Origin of the sequence: Streptomyces sp. HNM0575 (genome assembly GCF_012726265.1) — a bacterium.
In the GTDB taxonomy this organism is placed as follows: Bacteria; Actinomycetota; Actinomycetes; order Streptomycetales; family Streptomycetaceae; genus Streptomyces.
The window spans coordinates 365,181-380,050 of sequence record NZ_JAASAG010000006.1 but is presented as its reverse complement, the minus strand read 5'-3'; the positions used below and the strand labels follow the sequence as shown (position 1 = coordinate 380,050).

The following is a 14,870-nucleotide window of genomic DNA, read 5'->3' as shown; positions in this document are numbered from 1 at the left end:
CACGGCACCTGCCTCAGTCGGTTCGGGCGGATCGTGCGTCGTCGGTCGTCGGGGCCGCCGCGGTCCCGACGTCGGCCCCCTCGGACCCGTCGGAACCCTCGGAACCCTCGGCCCCCTCGGACCCGTCGGAACCCTCGGAGCCGTCGAAGACGAGAACGCTGCGGGCTCCCTCGCCCGCACGCAGCCGGTCGAACGCCGCGTCGAGCCCGTCGAGTCCGACGCGGTGGCTGATGAGGTCGTCGAGGAGAAGCTCGCCCGCGAGATAGCGGTCGACCAGCGCGGGCACGTCCCGCATCAGGTGCGACGAGCCGAAGTAGCAGCCCCTGATGGCCTGTTCGTTGACGAGGCGCCCGGCGTCGAGGGTGAGGGTCGCGCCGTTCCTCATCAGGCCGACGACGACGGCTTCGCCGTGTGCGTCCAGCGAGTTCCAGGCCTGCTGCACGGTCTCTTCGCGGCCGAGCGCCTCGAAGGCGAAGTCGACGCCGTCGGCGAGGTCGCGGACGGCGGCCACCGGGTCCTGCTCGCGGGCGTCCACGAGATCGGTCGCGCCGAGCCGTCCGGCGAGTTGGAGCTTGTCGGCGCTCACGTCGACGGCGACGATCCGCGACGCCCCGGCGATGCGGGCGCCCTGCACGACGTTGAGGCCGACGCCGCCGCATCCGAAGACCGCCACCCGCGAACCGGGCCGTACGCGCGCGGTGTTGTGGACCGCTCCGAAGCCGGTGAGCACCGCGCAGCTGATGAGGGCGGCCCGGTCCAGTGGCATGTCGGGGTGCACCGCGACGGCGCCGGACTCGGGCACGACGGCGTACTCGGCGAAGGAGGAGACCGTGAGGAAGTGGTTGATCCGCTCGCCGTTACGGGACAGCCGGCTCGTGCCGTCGAGCAGACTGCCCGTGCTCATGCAATCCCCGGCGACCACGCAGTAGTTGGGCCGTCCGCGCCGGCAGGACGCGCAGCCGCCGCAGGAGGGGACGATGGACATCACCACCGGGTCGCCGACCTTCAGCCTGGTCACGCCGGGTCCGGTCTCCACGACGGTCCCGGACGCCTCGTGCCCGATCACCGCGGGGAAGGGCACGAGCGAGCGTTTGGCGTCGACGACGTTGAGGTCGCTGGCGCACAGTCCGCTGGCGGCGATCTCGACCAGCACCTCTCCCCGCTGCGGAGGGGCCAGTTCCAGCTCGTCGATCTCGAAGCCCTCGCCGGGGCCGGTCAGCACGGCCGCGTTGATCTTCAAGTGGCACTTCCTTTGGAGACGCCGCGGTCTTCCCTGGCGAAGCCGCAGTCGCCCTGTTCGATGACGTGGACGGTGTGGTGCGCGATCCGCTCCTCGTCGAGGACGAATCCGAAGCCGGGCCGCTGCGGTACCTGGACGAAGCCCTCCTCGTCGACCGTCACCGGCTCGGTGAGCATCCGGTCGCGTGCGGAGGCGGTGAGCCCGCTCGGCGGGTCGTGCGGGAACTCGAGATAGCCGCAGTTGGTCAGCGAGGCCGCCAGGTGCAGGTGTACGAGCATGCCCAGGCCGTTGCCCCAGGTGTGCGGCACGACGTCGACGCCGCCCAGTTCGGCGAACGCGGCGAGCTTGCGTATCGCCGACGCGGTCTCGGACTTCACGGCGTCGGGTTGCAGGACGTCGAAGCAGCCGCGCTCCAGCAGCAGGCGGAACTCGTGCAGCCCGTGGTTGTCCTCGCCGCCGGCCAGCTTGATCGTCTCCAGCCTGTCGCGCAGCCTCGACAGCCCGTCGAGGTCGTGCCGCGGCAGCGGCTCCTCCAGCCAGTGGAAACCGAGCCGTTCGAGCTCGCGGGCGACGCCCAGAGCCGTACGGAAGTCCCACACCCGGTGCCCGCCCGTGCCGGGGTCGGCGCCGGCCTGGTTCGCGTCGGCCATGAGCTCGATCCGGTCGCCGGCCTTCTCGCGTACGGCCTCGGCCACGGCGAGGTCCTCGCGCGGATCGTCGTGGTGGAAGCGCAGCTTGACCGCGGTGAAGCCCGCGTCGGCGAGCGCCGCGACGTCCTCGGCGCGCTGCCGCGCCGGGCGCAGTTCGCCGGTGGAGCAGTAGGCCCGTACCCGGTCGCCGGCCCCGCCCCACAGCCTGTGGACGGGCATCCCCGCCGCCTTGCCGAGGATGTCCCACAGCGGGATCTCCATACAGTACGGCGGCGGTCCCAGGATCTCGGCGTCCCTGATGACGGCCGCCAGCCTGTCGACCTGTGCCGGGTCCTGCCCGAGCAGGTGCGGTGTGACGAAGCGGTCGAGCGCGACGGCTGCTTCGAGGCCGCCGTGAGCCGCGCCGTGGCCGACCAGGCCGTCGTCCGTGCCCACTTCGAGCAGGACGAGGACGAGTGAGCGCTGCACCCGGCCGCGCCCCCAGGCCGGCTGGAAGGGCCTGTCGAGGGGGAGTTGGACGACTCTGCTCCGGATTCCCGCTATTCGCATACCGTCCTCCCCTCTCCAGCGGTGCTGCTATCGTGCAACAGGCGTTGCAACATAGCAGCGCACTGAGAATTGGGGAAGCCCTGGGGAGGCGCTGGTGAGCGACCGCGTGCAGTCCGTCGAGCGGGCGTTGCTGCTGCTCGAGGAGATCGCGGCGAGCAAGGAGCCGCCCACCGCTCCGGAGATCGCGCAGCGGGCCAGCGTCAACCGGGCAACCGCCTGGCGGCTGTTGAGCACCCTCGAACACTTCGATCTCGTCGAGCGGGACCCGCACACCGGGCGCTATCACGTCGCCTACGGCACCGTGCGACTGTCGATGGCCACGGACGCCTCGTCCCTGGTGCGCCGCAGCCGCCCGACGCTGGAGCGGCTCGCCGCCGAGACCGACGGCAGCGCGTTTCTGGAGATCGCCAGCCGCGGCACGCTCGTCGTACTCGATCACGCGCGGCCGTCGAGCGCCCTCCACGTCGACCTCGCCGGACTCGAAGTGCCCCTGCACTGCGGGTCGGTGGGCAAGCTCTACCTCGCCTCGCTCCCCGAGGACGAGCTGGCCGGATACCTGGACCCGGAGCGCCCCCTGACGCGCGCCACCCCGCACACGATCACCGACCCGGAGACCCTGCGCGACCAGCTCGCCGAGTGCCGGCGCACGGGCATCGCCGTGAACCACATGGAGCACCGCGAGGAGTGGTGCGGCATCAGTGCGGCGATACGCGACCGGGCGGGCAGGGACCTGGCGTATGTGAACCTGACGCTGCCCGCCTACCGCTGGCCGCTGGAGTCGCTGAACTCCCTGGCGGAGCCGCTGCGTTCCGCTGCGGCCGAGATCGAGGGCAGGCTGCGGGCCGGTGCGTCGAGCAGCGCCGCGAGCGCGCTTCCGGGCTGATCGGAGCCTGCCCGGAGAGGCCCCCGGGGGCCGGGGGCGTTCAGCGCAGCGGGTCGAGGCGGCGCAGCAGCGGATGCGGTTCGCCGTTGCCGGTGACGGCGTCGGCGAGCATTCTGCCGGTGAGAGGTCCGAGCACCATGCCCCACATTCCGTGCCCTCCGGCGATGTGCACGCGGGGCGAGCGGCTGCGTCCGACCAGCGGCAGGCCGTCCGGGGTGCAGGGGCGGGAGCCCACCCATTCCTCGTGACGGTCGCTGAAGTCGATGCCGCTGAACATCGGACGTGCGGATTCGACGATGGTCCGTACGCGCCGCGGGTCCAGCGGGGCGTCCGGGGCGCGGAACTCCATGCTTCCCGTGATGCGGAACCGGTCTCCCAGGGGAGTGCAGGCGACGCGCGGGCCCGGCAGGTAGATCGGGCGCACGGGCATGTCCCGGGGCCGCACGGTGAAGCTGTAGCCACGGCCCGCCTGGACGCGCATCCGTACGCCGAACGGCCGCGCCAGGCGGTTCAGCCAGGCGCCGCCGGCGAGTACGACCGCGTCGGCACGCACCACGCCCTTCGCCGGCGCGGAGGGTGAGGGCACCAACTCGACGCCGTCGGGACCGAGATCGACGACCCTGTCAACGGGGTGGTCCCCGACGATCTCTCCTCCGCCGCCGCGCACCGCTTCCGCGAGGATGCGCATGAACTCGGGCGGGTTGATGAACCGCTGCCCGTACACGCGGACGCCGGTGCGCACTTCGGCACTGAGCACGGGTTCGAGGGCGCGCAGCTCCGCGCCGGAGACGGTCTCGAAGGAGGCTTCGTCGCCGCCGCTCTCACGGACGTGCGCGAACTCCTCCAGTACGTGCTGCTGTTCGTGCCGGTCGCGGCATGCGATGACGAGCGGGTCGGCGCTCTTCACGGGCGCTTCCACACCGGCCTCGGCGAGCTGTTCGTACGCCGTGAGGCTGGCGCGGTTGAGCTCGTTGAACACCTCCATCGCGCGCCGCCACCGAGCGGCGGTGCAGTTCCGCGCGAACGTCAGGAGGAACGCCCACAGTTGCCTGTCCACCGCGGGCGGTATGGAGACCGGGGAGGAGCGGTCGAGGAGCGACCTGAGGCCGTAGCGCAGCACCGAGGGTTCCGGCAGCGGCACGGTGAAGGCGGGGTTCAGCATGCCCGCGTTCCCCCAGGACGACCCGGCGGCGACTCCCGTACGGTCCAGCACCGTGACCCGCACGCCCTGTTGCTGGAGGAACCATGCGGTGGAAATTCCGGCCATTCCGGCACCGACGACGGCGACGTGTCCGGGGGCGGTGCCTCGCCCGATGGTGATCACCTCGGACTCCTCTCGGATGGGAGCGGTACGGATTCGCGGCGGCGGACGGCCACTTCGAGGGCCGTCAGTCGAGGGGCTGTCAGTCGAGGGGTTTGCGTGCGGTCTCCGGCATCGCCAGCACCGGAACCAGCGTGATCAGCGCCACGAGCACGAGGTAGAAGGCGGGCATGTCCAGGTTTCCCGTCCTGCCGACCACGAAGGTCATCAACAGCGGTGCCGTGCCGCCGAAGACCGCGAACGAGATGTTGTAGCCGATGGCCACCCCGGTCCCGCGCACCCGGGCGGGGAACAGCGCGGGCAGGGTGGCGGTGGTCGTCCCAAGGATCGGGATGTGGCAGAGGGTGAGGATCACGATTCCGGCGAGGGCGCTGACGCTGTCGGCCCGCTGGATCAACTGGAAGGCGGGGAAGGCCAGTACGACGTAGGCGATGGCAGCCCCCGCCAGCATGCGCTTGCGTCCGACGCGGTCGGAGAGGATTCCCGCGAAGGGGATGCCCGCGGTGAGCAGCGCGCCGGCGACGAACACCAGCACCTGCGAGGTGGCCGAGGTCATCCCCAGCTCCTCGGAGAGATAGCTGGGCAGATAGGTGAGCAGCACGTAGGTGCCGATGCTGGAGCAGATGACGAGGCCGCCGCAGATGAGCAACCGCAGCCGATGGCCGGTGAGCGCTTCCCGTACGGGGGCGCTGGGCCTGGCCTCCTCTTCCTCCAGCGCACGGAAACTCGGGGTGTCCGTCAGGCGTATCCGCAGATAGAGCCCGATGGTGCCGAGCGGCAGGGCGGCCAGGAACGGGATCCGCCAGCCCCAGGACTCCATCGCCGCCTCGGACAGCCCGTAGGTGAGGGCGGTGGTCAGGGCGGAGGCCAGCAGGAAGCCGCCGAGGGCCCCGCACTCCAGCCAGCTCGCCCAGAAGCCGCGGCGCTTGTCGGGGGCGTACTCCACGACGAAGGTCGAGGCGCCGCCGTATTCGCCGCCGACCGCGAAGCCCTGTACGAGCCGGGCCAGCACCAGGGCGAGGGGCGCGAACACGCCGGCCGTCCCGTAGCCGGGCAGCAGGCCGATGGCGAACGTGGCTCCCGCCATGGTGAGGATGGTCAGAGCGATCGTCCTCTTGCGGCCGATCCTGTCGTTCAGCGGTCCCAGCACGAAGGCGCCCACCGGGCGGATCGCGAAGGCCAGCGCGAAGGTCGCGAAGGAGGCGAGGAGCGAGAGGCCCGGCTCCGACTGCGGGAAGAACACCTTCCCCAGCACCACGGCGAGATAGCCGTACGTCGCGTAGTCGTACCACTCGGTGGCGTTTCCGATCATCGCGGCCGTCACCGCGCGCCGCTGCACCGCGCGGTCGGCCGTCGGCTGCCCGCCTGATTCCAGTAGTTCGCTCATCCTGATCGCTTCCTCTCCGGGAGGGAGTTCCGGGAGCCGTGGCCCGCGTGCCGGGACGGTTCAGGTCGTGCGCCGTGCGGGGTTCGGATCGTTCGGATCGTTCAGATCTCGATGGTGTCGGCGGCGCCGTGGGTGAGCGTGCGGGTGCCGTGCCGCTCCACGACGAAGGTCTGGCTCAGCCCCACTCCGGAGTCGCCGAAGGAGCGGAAGGAGCCGGGGATGTGGAACACCATTCCGCTCACCAGGGGTTCGTGGTTGTCGGGGGTGATGTAGAAGGGCGCGCCGTCCATCCAGTGGGGCTTGTGGGCCAGGCCGACGGGATATCCGAAGAGCTGGTGGAACATCACGTCGCCGGGGAGCCGCCCCAGCGCCTTCGCCGCCTCGGTGGCGACGTGCGCAGCGGTGACGCCCTCAGCGGCGGTCTCCAGCACGGCCGCCACCGCGGTACGTGCGAGTTCGGCCAGCCGCCGGCCGGCGGCGCCCAGCGGCCCGTCCCGTACCACGGTGCGCATCACCGGGGCGTGGTAGCGCGAGCGCGTGCCGGCGAACTCCATGAAGGTCGGTCCGCTCCCCAACTGCCGTCCCACCCAGCTGGAGTGGGGTATGCCGCCCCGCTGCCCGGTGGCGACGACGGGGCCCCAGGCGGAGGGCGAGTCGGCCTCGGTGTACAGCGCCGCGGCGATCGCGGCCGCCACCGAGGAGTCGGTGGCGCCGGGGACCCGGGCCGCGGCCACTCCCGCGTCCACGCCCCGCTGCGTCACCACGGCCGCCTCCTCGACCCGGCGCAACTCGGCGGCGGAGAGCACCAGGCGGGCACGCTCGACGAGGTAGCCGGGCTCCACCGCCACCAGTCCGTGCCCGCCGAGGATGTCCAGCGCCCGGGGCGGTGTGGAGGGATGTCCGGTCTCGACGCCCACCCGGGCGCGTGCGGGCAGCACCGACGCCGCGTGCTGGAGGAAGAGTTCGAGGCCGCGGAGCGCGTCCGCGTAGCCGCAGTAGTGGATGTTCCCGGCGAGCGAGCTGGCCAGCGCCCTGCCGACCTCCAGATCCGGGATGTAGAGGTGGGTGTCCGACTGCGTGACCAGCAGGGGCTGCGGAGCGGTCTCGGCGGTGTGGAAGCCGCACAGGTACTCCACGCTGGAGGGCCGGAACACCAGCATCGCGTCGAGCGGCAGCCGTGACATGCGGGCGCGCAGCCCGCTCAACCGCGCCTCGTACTCGGCCGCTTCGAAGGCGGGCCCCTCGGCGGCCCGTATCGCCTCCGCGCTGCGTTCGGTCAGCCAGCTCGGCGGCGGGGCGCCGCCGAGCCCGGTGACGTCGGGGCTGTGTACACCGTGCTCTACGCCGCCCATGCAACTGCCTTCCTGACGGAGGGACTTCCCCGGTCCTCGCTGCGTGACGCTGCCCGTGCCGTGCCGTGCCGTGCGCTGCCCTGCCGTGACGTGACGTGACGTGACGCGTCGCCGTCGCCGTGCGGTGATGCCGTGACCCGGTCGAAGGAGCGGGAACCGCCCGTTCACGACGGGGAGTTCGCGCATCCCCGGACGGAGGCGGCCAGGAGCCCTTGCTGATCGCTCTGCGGGCAGTGTGGTCCGCGGACTTTCTTCACGTCCATCGACAAGTCCTTCAGCCATCCCTTTAGATCCGGTTAATGGAACTGTCCCTGCACCGGCTGCGGATGCTCCGGGAGCTCTCCCGCTGCGGCACCATGACCGAGGCGGCCGAGGCGCTGCACTACACGCCCTCGGCCGTCTCACAGCAACTGGCCGCGCTGGAGCGCGAGGTGGGCGTGGCGCTGCTGGAGCACGTCGGGCGCCGCGTGCGGCTGACCGAGATCGGGCGGGTGCTGGCACAGCACGCCGGAGAGGTCCTGGCCGCCGAGGAACGCGCACGGATAGCGCTGGAGCAGGCGCGGGAGACCCTCACCGCCGACCTCACCGTGGGTGTGCTGGCGACCCTGGCGGGGACGCTGGTGCCGCCCGTCCTGGCGACGCTGGCCGAGCGCCACCCCGGCGTACGGGTCAAGACCCGTGAGGTCGTGCCGGAGGAGACCGAGTCGGCCGTTCGCGACGGCGACCTCGACCTGGCGTTCGTCCTGGACTACCCGGCCGCGCCCGGTTCCGGCACGCGGGACGGCGCCCTGGAGTCCACCGTCGTCGGCGTGGAACACCACCACTTCGTCACACCGCACGGAGCCCTGTCCACACCGGAGGCTCCCACGGGCCCACGCGCGGACCCGGACCGCGGGGAGGACACGGGTGCCGCGCTGGGCGACCCGGTGGAGCTCGCCGACCTGGCCGGGTGCTCCTGGATCGCGTCGGACGCCGACACCGAGTTCGGACGCGTGCTGCTCTCGGTGTGCCGGGCCGCCGGTTTCACCCCGCACATCGCGCACCAGATAGACGACCAGGCGACGGCGGTCGCGATGGTGGCGGCCGGCCTCGGCGTCACCATGGCCGCCGAACTCGCGCTGACTCCGCGGCCCGCAGGAGTGGACCTCTTCCCTTTCCGGCACCCCGTCGAGCGCCGGATCACCGTCATCCGCAGAACCTCGACCAGGGACCGCCCCTCTGAACAGGCCTTCCTCCGCGCGGCCCTGGACACGGCGGCCTCGCTCCGGCTGTTCAAGACCGCGACGCCCCGCGGGAGTTACGACGTGTGACACGCTCGCGCCGCGACCGGCGACTACGTGTACGGCCCCCGGGCCAGGTCGACGGCCGTCCAGGCGAGTGCCGTCGCGCCGTCGGTCAGGGTCCGCGCGGCGACGTCACCGATGCAGTGATCGGCGAACTCCTTCTGGTGGTTGAGAACGGGAAAGCAGTCGAGACCTATATAGGGGTGGATGGCGGGGACGACCTGCGAGACGTTGCCCATGTCCGTCGACGCACGGCACATCTCCGTCTCGGGCCCCTCGGTGACGAACCGGCGCCCCAGCTCGACGGCGTTCCGCTCGTACAGCTTCAACGCCGCCTCATGGGTGCGGAATTCGGAGTACGGCTGCGACTCGGGCTCGATCTCCAGATCGCACCCGGTGGCGAGAGCGCCCGCCTCGAAGCAGCGGCGCACCTTCTCCTCCGTCTCGGCGAGTTCGGCCATGTCCTTCGCGCGCACGTACCAACGTCCCGCCGTCGTCTGCGGAATGGCGTTGGGCGCCTCCCCGCCCGAGGTGACGATGCCGTGCACACGGACGCTGGGCGGCAGTTGCTGGCGCAGCAGCCCGATCGCGACCTGCGCGATCGTGAACGCGTCGGCGGCGTTCCTTCCATGGGTCGGGTACGCGGCCGCGTGCGCCGCCCGGCCCGTGTAGCGGACGGCCGAGTGGGAGACGGCGAAGGGCGCGGCGCGTGCGACGTCCACCGGGGCGGGGTGGGCCATCATCGCGAAGTCGAGGCCCTCGAACGCGCCGCGGTCGAGCATCTCGATCTTGCCGCCGCCGCCCTCCTCGGCGGGGGTGCCGAACACCTCGACGGTGACGCCGAGTTCACCGGCTCGCCGGGCCAGTGCGATCGCCGCGCCCACGGACATCGCCGAGATGAGGTTGTGGCCGCAGGCGTGCCCGATGCCCGGCAGGGCGTCGTACTCGGCCATGTAACCGATGCGCTTCGCACCCGACCCGTACCGGGCGTGGAAGGCGGTCGGCAGACCGGCGAAGTCCTCCGTGACCTCGAAGCCGTTCCGGCGCAGCACCTCGCCCACCTTGCTGGCGGACTCGACCTCCTGCCACGCCGTCTCGGGGTTGCGGTGCAGGTCCTCCGAGAGCGCGACCAGCTCGCCGCGGAGACCGGCGACGTCGTCCCGGACTCGGCGCTTCGCCTCGCTCGTCGCCGAATCCGCCCCGCCCGTCGCCGAGTTCGCGTCACTCATCGCCGGGCACCCCGTATGCCGGTGCCGTGCCGGGGTCGATGCCGCGGGTCACATAGTCCCGGCGCTGCGGCAGCCACATCTCGACCAGCGTCTCCAGATCGGTGATCGGTGCCTCGCTCCAGTCGACGCGGAGGTCGGTCTCGGCCCACCCGGCGTCGCGGACGACCGCGAGTCCGGCCGAGCGGAGGTCGCCGGCTTCGCCTCCGGCCGCCAGACCGGCCTTCAGCGCCGCGAGCAGCCGCTGCTCCAACTCGCCCGCGGAGGACCGGAATCCGTCCAGTACGGCGTCGACGACACCGGTGCTGTCGAGCAGGTTGCCGGCCGCCGCGGCGTGCTGCGACGTCCGCGCGTGGTGAACGCCGAGGGTCCGCGCGCCGGAGTGGACCGCCGGGGCGTCCTGCGCACCGATGACGGCCAACTGCCGGTAGTCCGTGGTGCCGTCGTGCTCGCGGAGCCTTGCCAGGGCCTCCTCGGCGGAGTCCCCCTCGGCGAGCCTGTCGAGGAGCCAGTCGCCGAAGCGGGGGTCGGTGATGTTCTGCGACGCCACGACTCCCACACCGCAGCGGAGATGGACGCAGCGCGCCGCCACGCAGGGGGAGGACGAGGTGACCGCCATCCCGAAGGCGCCGGAGTCGTCCCTGGCCAGGATGGAGAAGGTCATGCGCGCTCCCCCGGTACGGCGGTGGCGTCGATCTCCACGAGCCACTCGGGGCGGGCGAGCGCCTGGACGACGATGCCGGTCGAGACGGGGTGAACTCCCTTGAGCCAGCGCCCCATCACGCGGTACACGGGCTCGCGGTAGCGGATGTCGGTGAGGTAGACGACGACCTTGACGATGTCCTCCAGCTCGCCGCCCGCCTCGTCCAGCAGCATGGCGATGTTCGACATCGCCTTCTCCGCCTGGGCCTCGACGTCGCCGATGCCCACGCTCTCGCGGGTATCGAGGTCCTGGCCGATCTGGCCCCGCAGATAGACGACACCACCGGCGACGACAGCCTGGCACAGGTCGTTGTCGAGGTTCTGCTCGGGATAGGTGTCCTTGGTGTTGAACGTACGGATCCTGGTGTGCTTCATGGGCGTTCCCCGGTCTTCGAGAGCTTCGGGCGGCTCGGCTATGGCTTCGCTTCGGCTTCCGCGTCGGCTCCGGCTTCCACTCCGGCTCCGGCTTCCACTTCGGCCCCGGCTTCCGCTACGGCAACCGCTTCCGCTTCCGCTACGCGGTCGCCGGTGCCTCCGCGGAGTCGTAGGCGCGGTAGGCGCGACGGATCATGATGTGGTCGGCGAGGAATCCGGCGTCGTGCCAGACGCCCCAGATGAAGCTCGATCCGCGCCGTGACTGCCACGGCAGCCCGAGGAAGAAGACGCCGGGCTCCGACGAGATGCCGCGCTTGTGCCGCGGTCTGCCCTTCTCGTCGAACGCGTCGACCTTCAGCCAGCTGTAGTCCTGTGTGAAGCCGGTGGCCCAGACGATCGAGGTGACGCCGGCCTCGGCGAGGCCGAGTTCGAGGAGGGGGTTCGTCACGCACTCCGGGTCGGCCTGTAGACGGTGCGCCTCCGGCTCCTCGGGCAGCCCGAGGCCGTTGCGCTCGACGTAGGCGTCGGCCTCCCGGAGCAGCGACAGGTAATTGGCGTCGCCCTGGGCGATGTTCTGCTCAAGGTCGGGGGCGAACCGGATCTTCCCGTTCTCGTAGGACCCGGCCGTTCCGACGAGCGTGATGCCGTCCTCGGCGAGGCCGCGGAAATCCACGGTGTGGCCGCCCTGGGCGCCGCTGACCGCGATGGTGACGTGCTCGGCGCCCTGCGGCGGCGTCGCCGCCTCCCACTTGTTGAGGACGCCGAGCCACCAGACGAAGTCGCGGCCGCGGTAGCGTCGCGGGGGCCGGTCGTGCGGGCCGACGGCGAGGTAGACCTCGCGGCCCGACCGGCGGAGCTCCTCGGCTATCTGCACCCCCGAGGAGCCGGCCCCTATGACGAGGACGGCCCCTTCCGGAAGCTGCCGCGGGTTGCGGTAGGCGCTGGAGTGGATCTGGTGGACGCGGGCCTCATCGGGCACCACGGCCGGGATCACCGGCTTCTGGAAGGGACCCGTCGCGGCCACCACGTAGCGGGCGTCGACGGTGCCCTCCGAGGTCGCCACGCGGAATCCGGGCCCGCCGACGTTCTTGGTCACGGAGGTCACCTCGACCCCGGTGCGGATGGGAGCGTCGATCTTCTCCGCGTATTCGGCCAGATATGCCGCCACTTCGTCCTTGGTGGGGAAGGCGTCGCGGTCGCACGGGAATTCCAGGTTAGGGAAACGGTCGTGCCACGCCGGGCCGTTGGCGACGAGGGAATCCCAGCGGGACGTCCGCCACCGCTCGGCGACGCGGTCGCGCTCCAGGACGATGTGCGGAACACCGTGATTGCCGAGATGCTCGCTCATTGCGATCCCGGCCTGGCCTCCGCCCACGACGAGAACTTCCGTCGCTGTGCTCGACATCCGTACGTACCTCCACTGGATTCCGGTCGGCTCCCGGTCGGCTCACCACCGTACGGAGAAGGGACTTCGTCATCCAGAATGGATTTCCGCAGGCCCCTTCGGTTATCTCAATACCTCGGGCCTGAGCAGCCGCACGGCCATCTCGATGAAAGTCGCGACCCGCTTGCTGGGCATGCGGTCGCCCGGCGTGACCGCGACGACGTCCAATCTCTCGTGCCTGGCGGTGAGTTCCTTGGCCACGTACGGCAGACCCTCATAACTGACCGTCGTCTTCGGCCGCTGGCTCAGCAGCGAATACCCGGCGCCCCTGGCGACCAGGCAGCGCACCAGCTCGGAATTGGGGGTGCGGAAGCGGATGTCGGGGGTCACGCCTTCCGCCTCGAAAACGGACAGGAAGTACTGCCCGCCCGGTTCGAGATCGAAGAGGATGTAGGGCTCGTCCGCCAGATCCCGCAACGCGACGGTTTCCGCCCCGGCGAGGCGGTGCTCGGGATGCAGCAGGACGTAGGGCGGTACGGACGTCAGCTTGGTAGCGGTATGGCCGAGGTCCGTCAAATGATTCCGGAATCGGTACGCGTACATGACGGCCACATCGCTCTTTCCCTGCTCCATCCGTTCCAGGAGCGCATTCTGCGACCCTTCCGAGAAGTTCACGTCCACGGCCGGGTAATGGTCCATGAACTCGGTGACGACGGCGGGGAGGAGGAGGGGCGCGATCGTCGAATAGCACCCGATGTGCAGCTCCCCCGCCAACTCACCGCTCAGACCGGCCACACGGCGCTCCAGGCTCGACACCTCCCGCATCAGGCGCCTGGCCTCGGCGAGGACCATCTCGCCGTCACGGGTGAGCGAGAGCCCGCGGGGCTGCCGTACGAAGAGGTTGATCTTGAGGATGCGCTCGAGGTCGGCGATCGCCGACGAGACCGTCGACTGCGAGAGATGGAGCGCCTGCGCCGCGGCAGTGACCGTTCCGTGTTCGGCGACCGCCACCAGGTAGTCGAGCTGCCGCAGGGTCACGTTGATCATGAGCACTCCCGTCCGCCACGGGGAACCGACAGCGGAGCCGGCCCGTCGGCCGCCTTCATCGCTGCTGCTCAGGGTACGGGTGCGGAAAGCGAGCCTTCCGTGGAAACGTCCGACTCGTGGAGGAGGTCGGTGTTCCTGGTCTCCGGGATCGTCAGCACGGTCAGCAGCCCCACGACGCCCACGACGATGAGGGTGTAGGCGGGGACCATCGAGTCGTGGGTCACCGAGATGAGCCAGGTGTTGATGTACGGGAGGGTGCCGGCGAAGAGGGCACCGGCGATCGCGTACGCCATGGACAGGCCGCTCTGCCGGGTGCGGGTGGGGAAGAGCTCGGCGACGGTCGCGGAGTGCGTGCCGAGGATGATCGCCAGGACGGCGGCGAGGCCGGCGGTCGCCGCGAAGGCGGCGTATCCGGAGCCCTGGCGCATGAGGAGGAACAGCGGCACCGCACCCGCTATGAGCAGCCCGGCGGCGGTCAGCAGGACCGGCTTGCGCCCGACGCGGTCGGAGGCGATTCCCGAGAGCGGGATGATCGCGATGGCCACCAGTGACGCGACGGTCGACAGCAGAGCGGCCCGGTCGGCGTGCAGCCCCACGATCTCCTCCTGGTAGGTGAGGAGGTAGACGAGCACCACGTAGAACGTGCAGTTCATGAACGTCTCGATGCCGATGGTCTGGAAGAACTGCCTGCGGTTGCTCTTGAAGACCTCGGAGACGGGCGACGCCGGGACGGTGTCGAGCTCCTCCAGCGCGCGGTACTCCGGTGTGTCCTCGACCTTGAGGCGGATGTACAGGCCGACGAGGGCCAGGGGAACCGTCACGAGGAAGGGGATGCGCCAGCCGCCGGCGAGGATCGCCTGCTCGCTCAGCGCCGTGTGGAGCACCCACACGACGAACGACGCGAGCAGGAAGCCGAGGACCGAGCCGACCTCGATGGACGAGGTCCCCAGGCCGCGGCGCTTCGCCGGGGAGAACTCCGCGAGGAAGGCGGCGGCGGAGCCGAACTCGCCGCCGGCGGCGACACCCTGGATGATCCGTGCGACGACGAGGAGTATCGGCGCCGCCAGGCCGATCGTGTCGTAGCTCGGGATGAGACCGAGCAGCAGGGTTCCGGCGGCCATGGAGATGATGACGAGGGAGAGGGTCTTCTTGCGGCCGAAGCGGTCACCGAGGTGGCCGAAGACGACCGACCCGAGGGGCCGGACGAAGAACGCGACGGCGAAGACGGCGAAGACCGAGAGGAGACTGGCCGTTCCGTCCTGATCGGGGAAGAAGATGTCAGCCACCGTCGTGGCCATGTAGGCGTAGACGGCCCAGTCGAACCAGTGGACCAGGACGCCGATCGACCCGGCGACGACACTGCGCCGTAGACCCTTCTGCGTGGTCCGCTCGTCCGCAAGCGTGGTTGCCATCGGTGCTCCTACATCCGTCGGAATCCCGGCAGCCGGGAGTGCGCAGCAGCGTAGGCGTG

The 14,870-nt window shown here is 70.8% G+C and carries 13 protein-coding genes; 2 read left to right on the top strand and 11 right to left on the bottom strand.

What is annotated here, in order from left to right:
* Window positions 1-13 precede the first annotated feature (13 nt).
* Window positions 14-1,240 carry a Zn-dependent alcohol dehydrogenase gene (locus HCC61_RS17170; protein ID WP_240969046.1) on the bottom strand — a complete coding sequence of 409 codons (1,227 nt, stop codon included), beginning with the start codon at window positions 1,238-1,240 and terminating at the stop codon, window positions 14-16.
* Complete coding sequence (locus tag HCC61_RS17165) at window positions 1,237-2,439, bottom strand: mandelate racemase/muconate lactonizing enzyme family protein (protein ID WP_169136322.1); 1,203 nt, start codon at window positions 2,437-2,439, stop codon at window positions 1,237-1,239. Before HCC61_RS17165 ends, HCC61_RS17170 begins: the two co-directional genes overlap by 4 nt.
* Window positions 2,440-2,533: 94 nt before the next feature.
* Here HCC61_RS17165 and HCC61_RS17160 point away from each other — a divergent pair, with 94 nt between their 5' ends.
* Entirely contained in the window at window positions 2,534-3,322 is a 789-nt protein-coding gene (locus HCC61_RS17160; protein ID WP_169136321.1) for an IclR family transcriptional regulator, read from the top strand.
* Window positions 3,323-3,362: 40 nt separating this feature from the next.
* Here HCC61_RS17160 and HCC61_RS17155 read toward each other — a convergent pair whose 3' ends face one another.
* The 3 genes from HCC61_RS17155 to HCC61_RS17145 all read right to left on the bottom strand — a co-directional run bounded on the left by HCC61_RS17155 (window position 3,363) and on the right by HCC61_RS17145 (window position 7,382).
* The gene (locus HCC61_RS17155) at window positions 3,363-4,646 is read right to left on the bottom strand and encodes an FAD-dependent oxidoreductase (protein ID WP_346777243.1); all 1,284 of its coding nucleotides are present in this window, start codon (window positions 4,644-4,646) and stop codon (window positions 3,363-3,365) included.
* Window positions 4,647-4,725: 79 nt separating this feature from the next.
* Window positions 4,726-6,030 (bottom strand): MFS transporter, encoded by a 1,305-nt coding sequence (locus tag HCC61_RS17150; RefSeq protein WP_169136320.1) that lies wholly within the window; start codon window positions 6,028-6,030, stop codon window positions 4,726-4,728.
* Between the two features lie 101 nt (window positions 6,031-6,131).
* Entirely contained in the window at window positions 6,132-7,382 is a 1,251-nt protein-coding gene (locus tag HCC61_RS17145; protein WP_169136319.1) for a M24 family metallopeptidase, read from the bottom strand.
* Window positions 7,383-7,681: 299 nt separating this feature from the next.
* On the opposite strand from HCC61_RS17145, the gene HCC61_RS17140 reads away from it, so the two are divergent.
* On the top strand, window positions 7,682-8,692 hold the full coding sequence (locus HCC61_RS17140) for a LysR family transcriptional regulator (protein WP_169136318.1): 1,011 nt from the start codon (window positions 7,682-7,684) through the stop codon (window positions 8,690-8,692).
* Between the two features lie 23 nt (window positions 8,693-8,715).
* Here HCC61_RS17140 and HCC61_RS17135 read toward each other — a convergent pair whose 3' ends face one another.
* The 6 genes from HCC61_RS17135 to HCC61_RS17110 form a co-directional block, all read right to left on the bottom strand.
* Window positions 8,716-9,894, bottom strand: coding sequence for a M20 family metallopeptidase (locus HCC61_RS17135; RefSeq protein WP_169136317.1), 1,179 nt, complete (start codon window positions 9,892-9,894; stop codon window positions 8,716-8,718).
* The gene (locus tag HCC61_RS17130; RefSeq protein WP_169136316.1) at window positions 9,887-10,555 is read right to left on the bottom strand and encodes a DUF1028 domain-containing protein; all 669 of its coding nucleotides are present in this window, start codon (window positions 10,553-10,555) and stop codon (window positions 9,887-9,889) included. Before HCC61_RS17130 ends, HCC61_RS17135 begins: the two co-directional genes overlap by 8 nt.
* On the bottom strand, window positions 10,552-10,968 hold the full coding sequence (locus tag HCC61_RS17125; RefSeq protein ID WP_169136315.1) for a RidA family protein: 417 nt from the start codon (window positions 10,966-10,968) through the stop codon (window positions 10,552-10,554). The genes HCC61_RS17130 and HCC61_RS17125 overlap by 4 nt, the downstream gene beginning before the upstream one ends.
* Window positions 10,969-11,107: 139 nt before the next feature.
* Window positions 11,108-12,373 carry an NAD(P)/FAD-dependent oxidoreductase gene (locus tag HCC61_RS17120; RefSeq protein ID WP_169136314.1) on the bottom strand — a complete coding sequence of 422 codons (1,266 nt, stop codon included), beginning with the start codon at window positions 12,371-12,373 and terminating at the stop codon, window positions 11,108-11,110.
* 102 nt (window positions 12,374-12,475) lie between these two features.
* Entirely contained in the window at window positions 12,476-13,399 is a 924-nt protein-coding gene (locus HCC61_RS17115) for a LysR family transcriptional regulator (protein WP_206322592.1), read from the bottom strand.
* Window positions 13,400-13,467: 68 nt separating this feature from the next.
* Window positions 13,468-14,811: an MFS transporter gene (locus HCC61_RS17110; protein ID WP_169136313.1), complete on the bottom strand. Its 1,344-nt coding sequence runs from the start codon at window positions 14,809-14,811 to the stop codon at window positions 13,468-13,470.
* Window positions 14,812-14,870 lie beyond the last annotated feature (59 nt).

Excerpts from the sequence above, each read along its gene's own strand:
- HCC61_RS17165 (WP_169136322.1), bottom strand. The coding sequence starts at position 2,439 with ATGCGAATAGCGGGAATCCGGAGCAGAGTCGTCCAACTCCCCCTCGAC.
- HCC61_RS17150 (WP_169136320.1), bottom strand. The coding sequence starts at position 6,030 with ATGAGCGAACTACTGGAATCAGGCGGGCAGCCGACGGCCGACCGCGCG.
- HCC61_RS17145 (WP_169136319.1), bottom strand. The coding sequence starts at position 7,382 with ATGGGCGGCGTAGAGCACGGTGTACACAGCCCCGACGTCACCGGGCTC.
- HCC61_RS17140 (WP_169136318.1), top strand. The coding sequence starts at position 7,682 with ATGGAACTGTCCCTGCACCGGCTGCGGATGCTCCGGGAGCTCTCCCGC.
- HCC61_RS17135 (WP_169136317.1), bottom strand. The coding sequence starts at position 9,894 with ATGAGTGACGCGAACTCGGCGACGGGCGGGGCGGATTCGGCGACGAGC.
- HCC61_RS17130 (WP_169136316.1), bottom strand. The coding sequence starts at position 10,555 with ATGACCTTCTCCATCCTGGCCAGGGACGACTCCGGCGCCTTCGGGATG.
- HCC61_RS17125 (WP_169136315.1), bottom strand. The coding sequence starts at position 10,968 with ATGAAGCACACCAGGATCCGTACGTTCAACACCAAGGACACCTATCCC.
- HCC61_RS17120 (WP_169136314.1), bottom strand. The coding sequence starts at position 12,373 with ATGTCGAGCACAGCGACGGAAGTTCTCGTCGTGGGCGGAGGCCAGGCC.
- HCC61_RS17115 (WP_206322592.1), bottom strand. The coding sequence starts at position 13,399 with ATGATCAACGTGACCCTGCGGCAGCTCGACTACCTGGTGGCGGTCGCC.
- HCC61_RS17110 (WP_169136313.1), bottom strand. The coding sequence starts at position 14,811 with ATGGCAACCACGCTTGCGGACGAGCGGACCACGCAGAAGGGTCTACGG.